Annotated in this window: 15 protein-coding genes; 14 read left to right on the top strand and 1 reads right to left on the bottom strand. The window is 63.0% G+C overall.

Annotated elements, in window-relative coordinates:
- Window positions 1-24 precede the first annotated feature (24 nt).
- A complete protein-coding gene (locus AC0L2U_RS23905; RefSeq protein ID WP_127397041.1) occupies window positions 25-1158 on the bottom strand; it encodes an aminomethyl transferase family protein in 1134 nt (377 codons plus the stop codon).
- 285 nt (window positions 1159-1443) lie between these two features.
- On the opposite strand from AC0L2U_RS23905, the gene AC0L2U_RS23910 reads away from it, so the two are divergent.
- The 14 genes from AC0L2U_RS23910 (at window position 1444) to AC0L2U_RS23975 (ending at window position 14650) form a co-directional block, all read left to right on the top strand.
- The gene (locus AC0L2U_RS23910) at window positions 1444-1731 is read left to right on the top strand and encodes a hypothetical protein (protein WP_027036059.1); all 288 of its coding nucleotides are present in this window, start codon (window positions 1444-1446) and stop codon (window positions 1729-1731) included.
- Between the two features lie 12 nt (window positions 1732-1743).
- Window positions 1744-2121: a hypothetical protein gene (locus AC0L2U_RS23915; RefSeq protein ID WP_013532899.1), complete on the top strand. Its 378-nt coding sequence runs from the start codon at window positions 1744-1746 to the stop codon at window positions 2119-2121.
- Window positions 2122-2156: 35 nt separating this feature from the next.
- A complete protein-coding gene (locus tag AC0L2U_RS23920) occupies window positions 2157-2318 on the top strand; it encodes a hypothetical protein (protein ID WP_013532900.1) in 162 nt (53 codons plus the stop codon).
- 14 nt (window positions 2319-2332) lie between these two features.
- Window positions 2333-3736 carry an APC family permease gene (locus AC0L2U_RS23925; RefSeq protein ID WP_023808735.1) on the top strand — a complete coding sequence of 468 codons (1404 nt, stop codon included), beginning with the start codon at window positions 2333-2335 and terminating at the stop codon, window positions 3734-3736.
- A 45-nt stretch (window positions 3737-3781) separates the two neighbouring features.
- Window positions 3782-4471, top strand: coding sequence for a hypothetical protein (locus AC0L2U_RS23930; protein WP_164873888.1), 690 nt, complete (start codon window positions 3782-3784; stop codon window positions 4469-4471).
- Complete coding sequence (locus tag AC0L2U_RS23935) at window positions 4468-4791, top strand: hypothetical protein (protein ID WP_127397719.1); 324 nt, start codon at window positions 4468-4470, stop codon at window positions 4789-4791. Before AC0L2U_RS23930 ends, AC0L2U_RS23935 begins: the two co-directional genes overlap by 4 nt.
- A gap of 103 nt (window positions 4792-4894) precedes the next feature.
- On the top strand, window positions 4895-5791 hold the full coding sequence (locus tag AC0L2U_RS23940) for a class II glutamine amidotransferase (RefSeq protein ID WP_127397720.1): 897 nt from the start codon (window positions 4895-4897) through the stop codon (window positions 5789-5791).
- 4 nt (window positions 5792-5795) lie between these two features.
- Window positions 5796-6521 (top strand): GltB/FmdC/FwdC-like GXGXG domain-containing protein, encoded by a 726-nt coding sequence (locus AC0L2U_RS23945; protein ID WP_127811056.1) that lies wholly within the window; start codon window positions 5796-5798, stop codon window positions 6519-6521.
- Between the two features lie 6 nt (window positions 6522-6527).
- Window positions 6528-7856 (top strand): FMN-binding glutamate synthase family protein, encoded by a 1329-nt coding sequence (locus tag AC0L2U_RS23950; protein ID WP_128288111.1) that lies wholly within the window; start codon window positions 6528-6530, stop codon window positions 7854-7856.
- Between the two features lie 61 nt (window positions 7857-7917).
- Window positions 7918-9225 (top strand): type III glutamate--ammonia ligase, encoded by a 1308-nt coding sequence (gene glnT, locus AC0L2U_RS23955; RefSeq protein WP_127811057.1) that lies wholly within the window; start codon window positions 7918-7920, stop codon window positions 9223-9225.
- A gap of 36 nt (window positions 9226-9261) precedes the next feature.
- The gene (locus AC0L2U_RS23960) at window positions 9262-10515 is read left to right on the top strand and encodes a sarcosine oxidase subunit beta family protein (protein WP_473602745.1); all 1254 of its coding nucleotides are present in this window, start codon (window positions 9262-9264) and stop codon (window positions 10513-10515) included.
- Window positions 10516-10532: 17 nt separating this feature from the next.
- Window positions 10533-10808, top strand: a complete 276-nt coding sequence (locus tag AC0L2U_RS23965) for a sarcosine oxidase subunit delta family protein (protein ID WP_127811059.1) — start codon at window positions 10533-10535, stop codon at window positions 10806-10808.
- Window positions 10809-11049: 241 nt separating this feature from the next.
- Window positions 11050-14031, top strand: coding sequence for a sarcosine oxidase subunit alpha (locus AC0L2U_RS23970; protein WP_473602746.1), 2982 nt, complete (start codon window positions 11050-11052; stop codon window positions 14029-14031).
- Window positions 14024-14650, top strand: a complete 627-nt coding sequence (locus tag AC0L2U_RS23975) for a sarcosine oxidase subunit gamma (RefSeq protein ID WP_473602747.1) — start codon at window positions 14024-14026, stop codon at window positions 14648-14650. The genes AC0L2U_RS23970 and AC0L2U_RS23975 overlap by 8 nt, the downstream gene beginning before the upstream one ends.
- Window positions 14651-14694: the final 44 nt, after the last annotated feature.

Here is a 14694-nt window from a genome sequence, read left to right on the forward strand (position 1 = left end):
GAACCCCTCGCTATCGACTATGCCTCAACCTTTCGCCGTGCGCTTGGTCTTCTTGGGATCGTCGAACGGAAGCGGCTGCGCGGTGGCCTTGATGGCGCCGCTCTTGTTGCGGATTTCGAGCTTGGTGTCCTTTACCGCGCAGTCAACGTCGAGGCGGGCGATGCCCATCGATTTCTCGACCAGCGGCGAATACATGGCGCAGGTCACCACGCCGACCTTCTTGCCGTCGCGGTAGACCGGCGCCCCTTCATCGGCCGGCTCCTTGCCATCGAGCCGCACGCCATAGATCTTGAAGCGCTCCTTGCCTTTCAGGCGATAGTGCTCCTCGGCGCCGCGAAAGCCGGTCTTGCCGGGGCTGACGGTGAAGTCGAGGCCGAGTTCCCACAGCGTGTCGCCGGGGCCTTCGTTCTCAAACGGATATTTCTGCGAATTGTCGTAGGGGTAGAAGAGCAGATAACTTTCGACACGCAGCATGTCGAGAGTGGTGAAGCGGCACGGAATGATGCCGGCGCTCTTGCCTTCGTCGAGGATCCTGTCCCAGATCGTGCCGGCATCCTGGCCACGGCAGAAGATCTCGTAGCCGCGCTCGCCGGTATAGCCGGTGCGCGAGATCATGACAGGCAAGCCGAACAGCTGCGCCTGCATGTGATGGAAATAGTTGAGGTCGCGAATGCCCGGCACATGCTTGGCCAGATAGTCGACGGCGGTTGGCCCCTGCAGCGACAGATCGTGCAGGTTGTCGTCGAAGCGCAGCGAGACGTCGCGTCCTACCGAAGCACGCTGCAACTCCTCATGGCCGGTGCCCGAACCATGCACGACCATCCATGCATTCGGTCCGGTCCGGTAGAGTATACAGTCGTCGGTGAATTTTCCCGCCTCGTTCAGCATGCAGGCATAGGCTGACTTGCCGGGATAGATCTTTTCGACATCGCGCGTCGTCGCCAGGTCGATCAGGTGTGAGGCATGCGGCCCGGTGATGTGGACTTTCTTGAGGCCGGAGACATCCATCAGACCAGCCTTGGTGCGGATGGCGATGTACTCCTCGTCGGCATCCTTGTCGTAGGTCCAGGCGGTTCCCATGCCGCTCCAGTCTTCGAGCTTCGAACCGAGCGCGCGATGGCGATCCGCCAGGGTCGAAAATCTCCAGGATGCCGTCATCCGCTCGTCCTCCGTTTCGATAATGCTCTGCTGTTCCCTGCCCCCTGCGCAGCGGCGGGAGCTTTGGCCGAATATTGATCGCAAACCTCCGGGCGCCGCAATACCCATAAGCAATTAATTTCATTGTCAGGCAAAATCCGCCGCGCAAACCAAACGGTCAACCCCACGTAAATCGCGCTTGACAATTGCGAGATTCAGACGGAATTTATGAAAAAAATTTCACTCTGTTGAAAGAGGACGGCGGACGGGGATTCGGAACCGGACGGCGGAAAAGGGGAGAAACCGATGTCAGACATGCAACAGCGCATCGAAGCGCTGTATCGTTCCGACGTGCGCGGAGCCGCGCTCCTGATCGTCTGCCTGTGGGCGACGATCCTCTTCGTCCTCCTCATGACATGGCCCTACATCCCGCACAGCGGCATCAAGGCCGTGGTCGCGATCGCCGCCGCCGCCGTGCTGATCTTCAACACGGCCGCCATCCTGGCGATGGTCAAGCACTACAAGGAAGACAAGGAATTCATCTACGGGCTCGATATCAAGAACGCCGACGCGTTCCGCAACCGCAAGTCCTGAGGGGTAAAAGAGATGTCCCGCTACACGCCGCCGGAACAAAGCAAGGCCGGGCAGGTTTTCGACATCGCCGTCGTCGTCGTTGCCATTTTCGTGGCACTGTGGCTACCGCTCAAGCTGGGCCTCGCCGGCGCGGCGAAATCCATCGACGCGCTCGACGCCAAGACCTGGGAAGCGCTAGGCCAGAACCCGACCATGGCGTCTATCTGGGAAAAGCTCGGCTATACGCCCGAGACCGCGCACGACATCATCCAGAACCGCTTCCACTATGTCATCGACTGGCCGACGCTGATCATCATGGCGGCGGTGCTGATCGGTTATTTCGTCTTCCTGTTTCGTGCATCAGACCGCGAATATCGCGACGTCATCAACGAAAAATTCGACGACAAGTAAGAGTTCTGAGGACGATTTAATCGGGGGACACGATCATGTGGGTAGCACTCTCTTACGCATGCTGGGGCATCTCGATCGTGCTCGCTTTGTGGATGCTCTACGACTGGTTCAAGGTTGACACGACCTTCTCCGAAGAGGTGCTGACCTCGTCTCGCGAGGGCGAACTGGAAGCCACTTCCGAAAAACACCGGATCTGAGTGAGGATTGAACAATGACGATCGCACTTGAACCGGCTGCCCCGGCTGCCCAAGGGGACAGAGTTTCACTCCTGCGCGTGCTCGGACCGGCCCATGTCTGGGCGCTCGGCGTCGGCATCGTCCTGGTCGGCGAATTCACCGGCTGGAATTTCTCGGCGGACAAGGGTGGCGCACTGGCCGCGCTGATCGTCTGCTGGGTCGTGGGATTGCTCTACACCTCGGTCGCCATGATCGATTCCGAGGTGACATCGACCGTGGCCGCCGCCGGCGGCCAGTATGCGCAGGCAAAGCACATCGTCGGACCGCTGATGGCGTTCAACGTCGCGCTGTTCCTGGTCTTTGCCTACACCATGCTCGAAGTATCCGACGCCATCCTGCTCGGCGACACCATCGTCGCCAAGGCCGGCGTCGAAGGGCTCACCCACAATTCCTTCATCGCCGCGACCATCGTCGTGCTGGCGTGGCTGAACTATCGCGGCGTGCTGATGACGCTCAATGTCAACTTCGTCATCACAGCGGTCGCCTATATCTCGATCGTCATCCTGTTCTTTTCGGTCAGCCCGTGGACGCAAGGCGCCGTGCTGAAGCTGAACGAGCTGGTCACGCCAGGCAATGCGCTCCCCTATGGCTGGATCGGCGTCATCGCCGCCTTCCAGTTCGGCATCTGGTACTATCTCGGCATCGAAGGCACCACACAGGCCGCCGAGGAAGTGCGCTCGCCGGCCCGCTCGCTGCCTTACGGCACCATGGCCGGCATGATCACGCTTTTGATCGCCGCCGCCATGACCTGGTATGTCTGCGCCTCGATGATGCCATGGGAATATCTCGGCATCACCTATTATCCGCTGTGGGACGCCGGCAAGCTGACTGGCAGCCCGCTGCTCGAGAACCTGTTGTTCGTCGCCACGCTGCTTGCTGCAATGGCCTCCGCCAATGGCTGCATCAACGATGCGGCGCGCGCCTGGTTCTCGCTCGGCCGCGACCGCTATCTGCCGACATGGTTCTCGGCCGTGCATCCGAGATATCGCACGCCCTATCGTTCGATCCTGTTCCTGCTGCCGATCGCGCTGGCCTTCGCCTTCATCGCCGACCTCAACCAGGCGATCACCTTCTCGATCCTGTCGGGCGTGCTGCAATACACGTTCATGAGCATCAACATCATCATGTTCCGCAAGAAGTGGCCGCTCGGCTCGATCCGCCGCGGCTACACGCACCCCTTCCACCCGATCCCGGCCATCGTGCTGTTTTGCCTGTGCGTGGTGACCTTCTTCGCCATCTTCCTCGGCTTCGGCTCGCAACTGATCGCCATGGTCGCCTTCTATTTCCTGATCTCACTGTGGTTCCATTTCTATCGCTACAAATTCGTGCGGCGCGGCGATCAGTTCACCATGCCGTGGCCGAAGCCGCAGGGTTATTGATGGGAGTAGGCCGGTCCGTATCCTGGATGGGCGTGGCATGAGAAAATGTCCGAGCTGACATCAGCACTGCTGGCCGGAGCCATTGTCCTGGCTATCGTTCTCCACCTTGCCTGGCAGGCGCGTGCCAGCCGCAACAGGGCATCGATGGCGCTTGCCGTCGAGCAGGACCGCATCCGCACAGCCATCGCCGACGCAGCCAATGTCTCGGACGGCACCGCCGGTGTCATCACCTGGGAAGGGTCCTGGAACAGCAAACGTGTCCAGGTGCGCACCATCGTCGACACACTGGCGACGCGGAAACTGCCGGCGCGCTGGCTCAGTGTTTCGATCACCGAGCCGGTGGCCGTGCCCGGCACCTTCGATATGATGATGCGGCCGGGGTCGCCGACGACCTTCTCCAATTTCGATCATCTCGACCACACGCTGCCGAAGAGTTCGGCATTTCCGGCCGAGGCCGTGTTGCGGACGGATCGCAGGGGCGTCCACTTCCCACTGGAGACCATCGCCGGCCACCTCGGGATTTTTTCCGAAGGGCGCGCCAAGGAACTGCTGATCACCCCGAAAGGGGTACGCATCGTGTGGCTGCTGGCCGAAGCCGAACGGGCGCGCTACGGTGTGTTCAGGCAGGCCGAATTTGGCGACGCCACACTCGATCCCGCGCTGATCGAAAGACTGCTGGTGTCGGTGTCGGCGCTTCGCGACGCCATCAACAAAAGCGAACGCCAAGCCGCATGACCATTCCCACCACGGCACCCACCAATCCTTATCTGGTTCTCGGCGCCGCAATCGTGCTGCCGGGAAGCGGGCACGTCATTCTCGGCGTGCCGGTGCGCGGCCTTCAGTTCCTTTTCTTCATGGTGATCCTGGCATGGGTGACGGCCAAGATCGCACCGTCGGATGCCAGCTTTGTCGGCCGTCACGCCGGCGGCTTCCTGATCTATGCCTTGTCGATTCTCGACGCCTACAAGCTCGCCCGCATCCGCACCGCCAAATGGGTTCACAATGCCCGGCGAGACGGCGACAGTGCGCAGAGCGGCATTGAGCCGCATAGGTAACTGGAGGAATATTTTTTTCATACGATTGAATTTGTGCGGCTCATTCGATACATCCTCTCTTAGCTACAAACGATCTCTTAGCTACAAACATCGGGAGGCTGACATGTGTGGAATTGTCGGACTGTTTTTGAAGGACAAGTCGCTGGAACCCCAGCTTGGTGCGATGCTGTCGCAGATGCTGATCTCCCTCAGCGACCGCGGTCCCGATAGCGCCGGTATCGCCATCTATGGCGCGCCTTCCAAGAATGAGGCCAAGATCACCATCCAGTCAGCCAGGCCCGACCGCGATTTCCGCGGCCTCGAGGCGGAGCTCGCCAAGGCCATCGGCACGCCGGTGACGATCGCGGTGAAATCCACCCATGCCGTCGTCAGGACCACGCCGGCCAAGATCGATGAAGCGCGCGAAACCATCCAGGCGCTGCGCCCCGACATCCGCATCATGGGCGCCGGCGACGTTGTCGAGATCTACAAGGAAGTCGGCCTGCCGGAGGCCGTCGTCGAGCGCTTCGATGTCCGCAAGATGACCGGCACGCATGGCATCGGCCATACCCGCATGGCAACGGAATCGGCGGTGACGACGATGGGCGCGCACCCGTTCTCGACCGGCGCCGACCAGTGCCTGGTGCACAATGGCTCGCTGTCGAACCACAACAACGTCCGCCGCGAGTTGATCCGTGAAGGCATGACCTTCGAGACCGAGAACGACACTGAAGTGGCCGCCGCCTATCTTTCGTCGCAGATGGCGCATGGCAAGAATCTCGGCGAGGCGCTGGAAGGCACGCTCTCCGACCTCGACGGCTTCTTCACCTTCGTCGTCGGCACCAAGAACGGTTTTGGCGTGGTGCGCGATCCGATCGCCTGCAAGCCTGCCGTGATGGCCGAAACCGACCAGTATGTCGCCTTCGGCTCGGAATATCGCGCGCTGACCAAACTACCCGGCATAGACAATGCGAGGGTCTGGGAACCCGAGCCCGCAACCGTCTATTTCTGGGAGCATTGAATTCATGTCGGCAACCACGCTTTCAAAGACCGCAGCACATGACCCTCGGGTCTTCGATCTTGACCAATCGTCGCTGCGCGAACTCAACCAGGCGCTGCACAATCTGTCGCCCGGCTCGAATGAAACGGCCTGGGAAGTGCTGAACCCGAAAGGCAGCCATTCGGTCGCCGTTGGCGTCGACCAGCCTGTTGCCATCGATGTGCGTGGCAGCGTCGGCTATTATTGCGGCGGCATGAATTCCGGCAGCACCATCACCGTGCATGGCTCGGCGGGTCCCGGCGTCGGCGAGAACATGATGTCGGGCTCGATCACCATCAAAGGCGACGCCAGCCAGTATGCCGGCGCCACCGGCAAGGGCGGCCTGCTGGTCATCGAAGGCAATGCCTCGTCGCGCTGCGGCATCTCGATGAAGGGCATCGACATCGTCGTGCACGGCAATATCGGCCACATGTCGGCCTTCATGGCGCAGTCGGGCAATCTGGTGGTGCTGGGCGATGCCGGCGACGCGCTGGGCGATTCCATCTACGAGGCGCGGCTCTTCGTGCGCGGCAAGGTCGACAGCCTGGGTGCCGACTGCATCGCCAAGGAGATGCGGGCTGAGCATCTGGAATTGCTGCAAGGCCTGCTCGACCGCGCCGGTGTCACCGGCGTCAAGCCGTCGGAGTTCAAGCGCTACGGCTCGGCGCGCACGCTCTACAATTTCAATATCGACAACGCCGACGCGTATTGAGGCAGCATGACCTATCGCAACCCTCCGACGACGCCGCGCAAATCCGCGACCTTCGACGACTATACTCTTTCCGAAATCCGCCGTGCCGCGGCGACCGGCATCTATGACATCCGCGGCGCCGGCGCCAAGCGCAAGCTGCCGCATTTCGACGACCTTCTGTTCCTCGGCGCATCGATCTCGCGCTATCCGCTCGAAGGCTATCGCGAGCGCTGCGACACATCAGTCGTGCTCGGCTCTCGCCATGCCAAGAAGCCGATCGAGCTAAATATCCCGATCACCATCGCCGGCATGAGCTTCGGCTCACTGTCAGGCCCCGCCAAGGAGGCACTCGGGCGCGGCGCGACCCTGTCGGGCACCTCGACCACGACGGGCGACGGCGGCATGACCGAGGAAGAGCGCGGCCATTCAAAGCAGCTGGTCTATCAATATCTGCCGTCGCGCTACGGCATGAACCCGCGCGATTTGCGCCGCGCCGATGCGATCGAAGTCGTCGTCGGCCAGGGTGCCAAACCGGGTGGTGGCGGCATGCTGCTTGGCCAGAAGATTTCGGATCGCGTCGCTGAAATGCGCACGCTGCCGAAAGGCATCGACCAGCGCTCGGCCTCCCGCCACCCCGACTGGACCGGCCCCGACGATCTCGAGATCAAGATCCTCGAGCTGCGCGAGATCACCGACTGGGAAAAGCCGATCTACGTCAAGGTCGGCGGCGCCCGGCCCTACTACGACACCGCGCTTGCCGTGAAGGCCGGCGCCGATGTCGTTGTCGTCGACGGCATGCAGGGCGGCACCGCCGCCACCCAGGAAGTGTTCATCGAAAATGTCGGTATGCCGACGCTTGCCTGCATCAGGCCGGCGGTACAGGCGCTGCAGGATCTGGGCATGCACCGCAAGGTGCAGCTGATCGTCTCCGGCGGCATCCGCAACGGCGCCGATGTCGCCAAGGCGCTGGCGCTCGGCGTCGACGCGGTCTCGATCGGCACGGCTGCCCTCGTCGCGCTCGGCGACAACGATCCCCGCTGGGAGGCCGAGTATAACGAGCTCGGCACCACGGCCGGCGCCTATGACGACTGGCACGAGGGGCGCGACCCCGCCGGCATCACCACGCAGGACCCGGAATTGATGAAGCGGGTCGACCCGGTGGCTGCCGGGCGCCGGCTGGCGAACTACCTCAAGGTGATGACGCTGGAAGCGCAGACCATCGCGCGTGCGTGCGGCAAGAACAGCCTGCACAATCTTGAACCCGAGGACCTCGTCGCGCTGACGATCGAGGCAGCCGCCATGGCCGGCGTGCCGCTGGCCGGCACCAACTGGATACCGGGGAAGAACGGCTTCTGATCAACGAAGGGCCGACTCCCGCATACTCGGGAACAACAATCGATAAAAATGGGGAACTAGCGTGGCAACTGATCTTGCAGAATTCGCAAGGGCGAAAAACGTCAAATATTTCATGATTTCCTACACTGACCTGTTCAGTGGCCAGCGTGCCAAGCTGGTGCCGGCGCAGGCAATCGCCGACATGCAGAAGGACGGCGCCGGCTTTGCCGGGTTCGCCACCTGGCTGGACCTGACGCCGGCACATCCCGACATGCTGGCGGTGCCGGATCCGGATTCGGTGATCCAGCTGCCGTGGAAGCCTGAGGTCGCCTGGGTCGCGGCCAACTGCATCATGGACGACAAGGAGGTCGACCAGGCGCCGCGCAACACGCTGAAGCGGCTGATCGCAGAGGCCGCCAGCGACGGCATGCACGTCAAGACCGGCGTCGAGGCCGAGTTCTTCCTGATCTCGCCGGATGGCAAGACGATTTCCGACGAATACGACACGGCCTCAAAGCCCTGCTACGACCAGCAAGCGGTGATGCGCCGCTATGACGTCATCGCCGAGATCTGCGACCACATGCTGGCGCTCGGCTGGGGCGCCTACCAGAACGACCACGAGGATGCCAACGGCCAATTCGAGATGAACTGGGCCTTCGACGACGCGCTGGCGACCGCCGACAAGCACTCGTTCTTCAAGTTCATGGTCAAGTCGATCGCCGAGAAGCACGGCCTGCGCGCGACTTTCATGCCCAAACCCTTCCAGGGCCTGACCGGCAATGGCTGCCATGCCCATATCTCGGTCTGGGACAAATCGGGCAAGACCAACGTTTTCGCCGACAAAGCGATGGAGCTCGGCCTGTCGGCCAAGGGCCGGAATTTCCTCGGCGGCATCATGAAGCATGCTTCCGCGCTTGCCGCGATCACCAACCCGACGGTGAATTCCTACAAGCGCATCAACGCGCCACGCACGATTTCGGGCGCCACCTGGGCGCCGAACACGGTGACCTGGACCGGCAACAACCGCACCCACATGGTGCGCGTGCCCGGCCCCGGCCGCTTCGAGCTGCGGCTGCCGGATGGTGCTGCCAACCCTTATCTGCTGCAGGCGGTTATCATCGCCGCCGGCCTCGACGGCATCCGCTCGAAGGCCGATCCCGGCAAGCGCTATGACATCGACATGTACCAGCATGGGCACACGGTGAAGGGCGCGCCAAAACTGCCGCTCAACCTGCTCGACGCCTTGCGCGAGTTCGACAAGGACAAATCGCTCAAGGCGGCGCTGGGTGAGGAATTCTCGTCGGCCTACCTAAAGCTGAAGCACCAGGAATGGAATTCCTATGCTTCGCACTTCACGCAATGGGAGCGCGACCACACGCTGGATATCTGACCACCAGCGCGGTGCGAGCGACCTCGGAATGAACTGATGAAATATTCGATCTTCTCGCTCGCCCGCGCCGCCCTGTCCGGCCACAAGAACTGGCAGCGCACCTGGCGCGACGCCACGCCGAAGGATCGCTACGACGTGGTGATCATCGGCGGCGGCGGCCACGGACTTGCCACCGCCTGGTTTCTCGCCAGCGAGTACGGCATCAAGAATGTCGCCGTACTCGAAAAAGGCTGGATCGGCTCCGGCAATGCCGGCCGCAACACCACCATCATCCGCTCCAATTACGGCCTGCCCGGCAATACCGGCTTCTACGAATTGTCGATGAAGCTGTGGGAGCGGATGGAGCAGGACCTCAACTACAACACGATGGTCAGCCAGCGCGGCGTCATCAACCTCTACCACTCCGACGCGCAGCGCGACGCTTATGCGCGGCGCGGCAACACCATGCGCATCAACGGCATCGACGCCGAACTGCTCGACCTCGCCGCGGTCAAGAAGATGATACCGTTCCTGAACTTCGACAATGCGCGCTTTCCCGTGCAAGGCGGGCTGTTGCAGCGGCGCGGCGGCACGGCGCGGCACGATGCTGTTATCTGGGGCTATGCCCATGCGGCGAGCGAACTCGGCGTCGACATCATCCAGAATTGCGAAGTCACCGGCTTCGTCAGGGACGCCAATGGCAAGGTGACCGGCGTCGAGACATCGCGCGGCAAGATCGGCGCCGGCAAGGTCGGCATGGCTGTTGCCGGAAGTTCGTCGCGCGTCGCGGCAATGGCCGGCCTGCGCCTGCCGATCGAAAGCCATGTGCTGCAGGCCTTCGTCTCCGAGGCGATCAAACCGCTTATCCTTGGTGTCATGACCTTCGGCGCCGGCCATTTCTATGTCAGCCAGTCGGACAAGGGCGGGCTGGTCTTCGGCGGCGATATAGACGGCTACAATTCCTACGCCCAGCGCGGCAACATGCCTGTGATGGAGGACGTCTGCGAGGGCGGCATGGCGCTTATGCCGATGATCGGCCGCGTGCGCCTGCTGCGCCAGTGGGGCGGCATCATGGACATGTCGATGGACGGCTCGCCGATCATCGACAAGAGCCCGGTCGACGGGCTCTATATCAACGCTGGCTGGTGCTATGGCGGCTTCAAGGCGACACCAGGCTCCGGCCTTGTCTTTGCCCATCTTCTGGCGCGCGATGAATCGCACGAAGAAGCCGCGCGGTTCCGCCTCGATCGGTTCCGAACTGGCGCCACGATCGACGAAAAGGGCCAAGGCGCCCAACCGAACCTGCATTGAAGGCGGTCTAGAACAGCATGCGCATTGTCTGTCCCTTCTGCGGCGAACGCGAACTCGGCGAGTTCACCTATCTCGGCGACGCCAAGCCGGTGCGCCCCGAAGCCGGCGCCTCGGAAGACGAGGTCTTCGACTATGTCTATCTGCGCGACAATGTCGCCGGGCAGACCAGCGAATACTGGTACCATGGCGGCGGCTGCCGGGCCTGGCTGAAGGTCACCCGCAACACGCTGACGCACGAGATTTCCGCCGTTGAGCCGGCGGCTGGCGTGGGTGCGAGGCAGGTCGCGAAATGAATTTTCTTGTGCAAGTCAGCGCCGCCCCTCACCTGCCTGCCGGCATCCTCTCCCCGTATAGAGACTGGGAGAGGGACGCTGGCCGCAACCTGGCCGCTATTCCTGCAGCGTTGATGATTGGCGAAATCGTGGACGAGAGCGTCCTTCTCCCCGTCACTATACGGGGAGAAGTGCCCGGCAGGGCGATGAGGGGCGGCTCGACGCTGCCGCATGACATCGAAGCGACGAAGGGTCGGCAATCGTGACTTCCAGCCAATCCCACCGTCTCACCTCCGGCGGTCTCATCGACCGCTCGGTGCCACTGAACTTCCGTTTCGACGGCAAGGCTTTCCTCGGCTTCCAGGGCGATACGCTCGCCTCCGCGCTGATCGCCAACGGCGTCAAGCTGGTCGGCCGCTCGTTCAAATACCATCGCCCGCGCGGTATTCTCACCGCTGGTTCGGAAGAACCCAACGCGCTGGTCGAGCTGCGCACCGGCGCACGGCGCGAGCCGAACACCAAGGCGACGACAGCCGAACTCTATGACGGGCTCGAGGCCGCCAGCCAGAACCGATGGCCGTCGCTGCGCCACGATGTGATGTCGGTGAACCAGCTGTTCGCGCCGATCTTCGTCGCCGGCTTCTACTACAAGACCTTCATGTGGCCGGCGAAGTTCTGGGAAGCGATCTACGAGCCGGCGATCCGCCGCGCCGCCGGCCTCGGCCGTGCCTCAGGCATCGCCGATCCCGATCACTACGACAAGGCATGGGCGCATTGCGATGTGCTGATCGCCGGTTCAGGTCCGGCCGGTTTGGCCGCGGCATTGGCAGCCGGCCGTGCAGGCGCCCGCGTCATCCTGTGCGAAGAGGATTTTGTCCCCGGCGGCCGCCTGCTGTCGGATGGCGGCACGATCGATGGTGTTCCGGCCGCCGAATGGCTGTCGCGGACGCTGGCTGATTTGGCCGATATGCCGGACGTCCGCATCATGACCCGCACGGCACTATTCGGCGTCTACGATGGCGGCACCTATGGCGCGATCGAGCGGGTCAACGACCACCTGCCCTCGCCGCCTCAGCATCAGGTGCGACAGCGGCTGTGGCGGATCGTGGCGAAGCGCTGCGTCGTCGCGGCCGGCGCCATCGAACGGCCGATCGTCTTTGCCGGCAACGACACGCCCGGTGTTATGATGGCGTCCGCCATGCGCACCTATGTCGCGCGCTATGCGGCGACACCGGCAAAGCGCCTCGCGCTGTTCACCAACAATGAGGATGGCTGGCGTACGGTCGAGACGGCACTCGGGGCCGGCCTGCAGATCCCGGCGGTCATCGACGCACGGTCCGAAGTGTCGCCGGCGCATCGTTCGCTGGCCTCCAAGGGCGGCTTCCCGGTGCTGCATGGTTCCGTCAGCGGGGTCGATGGCGGCAAGGATGGCGTCAGGAAAATCGCGGTCTCGCTGACCGGTGGCGCGCGCGCCGAGGTCGAAGCGGACGGCCTCGCAGTCTCCGGCGGCTGGAACCCGGCGGTCGGGCTGACTTCCTACCATCGTGGCCGGCCGAAATGGCAGAACGACATATCTGCCTTCGTGCCGGACGGCGCGCCTCCCGGCATGGTCGCCGCGGGTGCCGCCAATGGCGATTTCGGCCTCGGCGCCTGCCTGAGCCAGGGATTTGCCGCCGGCGCGGCAGCGGCGCGTGACACGGGACATAGCGGCACAGTGGGTATCGCGCCTGCCGCCGACGACGAGGCTTTTTCGCTGACGCCGCTCTGGCATGTCGCCGGCAAGGGCAAGGCTTTTGTCGACTACCAGCATGACGTGACGGCATCAGACATCGAGCTGGCGCAGCGCGAAGGCTTTGAATCGGTCGAGCATCTGAAGCGCTACACGACGCTCGGCATGGCGACCGACCAGGGCAAGACCTCGAATGTCGCCGGCCTTGCCATCATGGCCGCGGTCAGCGGCCGTTCGATCCCCGAGACCGGCACGACAATCTACCGGCCGCCTTACGTGCCGGTCGCCATCGGCGCCTTCGCCGGTCATCATCGCGACGAGACGTTTCATGCGACGCGGCTGACGCCGTCGCATCACTGGGCGGCCGAACAGGGCGCCGTCTTCGTCGACACCGGCCTGTGGAAGCGTGCGCAATGGTACCCTCGCGCCGGCGAGAAGGACTGGCTGGAATCGGTGACCCGCGAGGTCAAGGCGGTGCGCGGCGGCGTCGGCTTCTGCGATGTCTCGACGCTCGGCAAGATCGACGTGCACGGCCCCGATGCCGGCGCCTTTCTGGATCGCGTCTACATCAACACCTTCTCCAGCCTGGCCGTTGGCAAGGCGCGCTATGGGCTGATGCTGCGCGAGGACGGCATCGTCTATGACGATGGCACGACATCGCGGCTGGCCGAGGATCATTACTTCCTGACCACCACCACGGCCAAGGCCGGGCTGGTGATGCAGCATCTCGAATTCTGCCGCCAGGTGCTGTTCCCGGAGTTCGACGTGCAGCTCACTTCCGTCTCGGACCAGTGGGCGCAATTCTCGATCGCCGGGCCGAAGACACGCGACCTGCTCTGGGAAATCGTCGACCCGGCCGAAGACGTTTCCAACGAAGGCTTTCCATTCATGGGCGCGCGCGAAGTAGCACTTCGCGGGGGCCTGAGGGCACGGCTGTTCCGTATCTCGTTCTCAGGCGAGATGGCTTTCGAGATTTCAGTGCCGGCGCGCTTTGGCGATGCCATGGCGCGCAATCTGATGCTGGCCGGCGCGCCATTCGGCGTGACGCCCTACGGCACCGAGGCGCTCGGCGTCATGCGCGTCGAAAAGGGCCACATTGCCGGACCGGAACTGAGCGGCACGACGACGGCGGCCGATCTTGGCCTGGGCAAGATGATGTCGACCAAGAAAGACTATATCGGCCGCGTCATGGCCGGACGCGAGGCGCTGGTAGACCCGGACCGGCAGGTCGTCGTCGGCATCAAGCCGACGGACAAGGCACGCCGGCTGCGCTCCGGTGCGCACGTCATCCCAAAGGGACAGACACCGGGACCTGGTAACGACCAGGGCTATGTCACCTCGGTCTGCTTCTCGCCGACGTTGGATCAGTGGATCGGGCTCGCGCTTGTCGAACGCGGCCGCGAACGCATCGGCGAGATCGTCCATGCGCATGATCCATTGCGCGGCGAAGACTACGATGTCGAACTGTGCAATCCCGTCTTCTACGATCCGGATGGAGGGCGCCAGCGTGGCTGATTTTTCCTGGGTTCCCCGAAGTCCCCTTGAAAGGGCGCTTGTTACCGGCGCGCATGGTGCACGCGGTATCGAGGCCGGCGTCTCGCTGACCGAGATCCGCAATTTTGATCTGATCCAGATGATGGCGAGGCGCGGTAAGGCGGCTGACATGGCCACGGCAGCGAAGGTTCGCTTTGGCGTTGCTGCTCCGGAAACGCCGACAGCAGTCGGCGCGGCGGACGCAACGCTGATCTGGTCGGGACCGGATCAGTTTTTCGTGCTGTCGAAGGGCGGCAAGCACACCACGCAGACGTTGACGCCGGCATTCTCCGGCTCCGCCTCGCTGTCGGATCAGTCGCATGCACGGGTCTTGATCAGCATTTCGGGCGTCAAGGCACGCACCATGCTGGCGAAACTGTCTTCGATCGACTTGCACCCAACGACGTTCCCGGTTGGCGCCGCCGCCGCGACATCGATGGATCACACCAGCGTCACGCTCTGGCGCGGCGGCGATCGGCCGGATGGGCAGGCGGTGTTCAACCTTCTGGTGTTTGCGACCTTCGCCGAAAGCCTTTGGCATACGGTGCTGGATTCGGCTGCGGAGTACGGAGTTGCTATCAGCCACTCTGACGGAGTTTAGGTCGCTAATTGTAGATCTCGGCGCTGCCCCTCATTGCCCTGCCG

Source organism: Mesorhizobium sp. WSM4808, assembly GCF_055811675.1.

Excerpts from the sequence above, each read along its gene's own strand:
- AC0L2U_RS23915 (WP_013532899.1), top strand. The coding sequence starts at position 1,744 with ATGTCCCGCTACACGCCGCCGGAACAAAGCAAGGCCGGGCAGGTTTTC.
- AC0L2U_RS23920 (WP_013532900.1), top strand. The coding sequence starts at position 2,157 with ATGTGGGTAGCACTCTCTTACGCATGCTGGGGCATCTCGATCGTGCTC.
- AC0L2U_RS23965 (WP_127811059.1), top strand. The coding sequence starts at position 10,533 with ATGCGCATTGTCTGTCCCTTCTGCGGCGAACGCGAACTCGGCGAGTTC.
- AC0L2U_RS23930 (WP_164873888.1), top strand. The coding sequence starts at position 3,782 with ATGTCCGAGCTGACATCAGCACTGCTGGCCGGAGCCATTGTCCTGGCT.
- AC0L2U_RS23905 (WP_127397041.1), bottom strand. The coding sequence starts at position 1,158 with ATGACGGCATCCTGGAGATTTTCGACCCTGGCGGATCGCCATCGCGCG.
- AC0L2U_RS23960 (WP_473602745.1), top strand. The coding sequence starts at position 9,262 with ATGAAATATTCGATCTTCTCGCTCGCCCGCGCCGCCCTGTCCGGCCAC.
- AC0L2U_RS23940 (WP_127397720.1), top strand. The coding sequence starts at position 4,895 with ATGTGTGGAATTGTCGGACTGTTTTTGAAGGACAAGTCGCTGGAACCC.
- AC0L2U_RS23935 (WP_127397719.1), top strand. The coding sequence starts at position 4,468 with ATGACCATTCCCACCACGGCACCCACCAATCCTTATCTGGTTCTCGGC.
- AC0L2U_RS23950 (WP_128288111.1), top strand. The coding sequence starts at position 6,528 with ATGACCTATCGCAACCCTCCGACGACGCCGCGCAAATCCGCGACCTTC.
- AC0L2U_RS23910 (WP_027036059.1), top strand. The coding sequence starts at position 1,444 with ATGTCAGACATGCAACAGCGCATCGAAGCGCTGTATCGTTCCGACGTG.
- AC0L2U_RS23925 (WP_023808735.1), top strand. The coding sequence starts at position 2,333 with ATGACGATCGCACTTGAACCGGCTGCCCCGGCTGCCCAAGGGGACAGA.
- AC0L2U_RS23945 (WP_127811056.1), top strand. The coding sequence starts at position 5,796 with ATGTCGGCAACCACGCTTTCAAAGACCGCAGCACATGACCCTCGGGTC.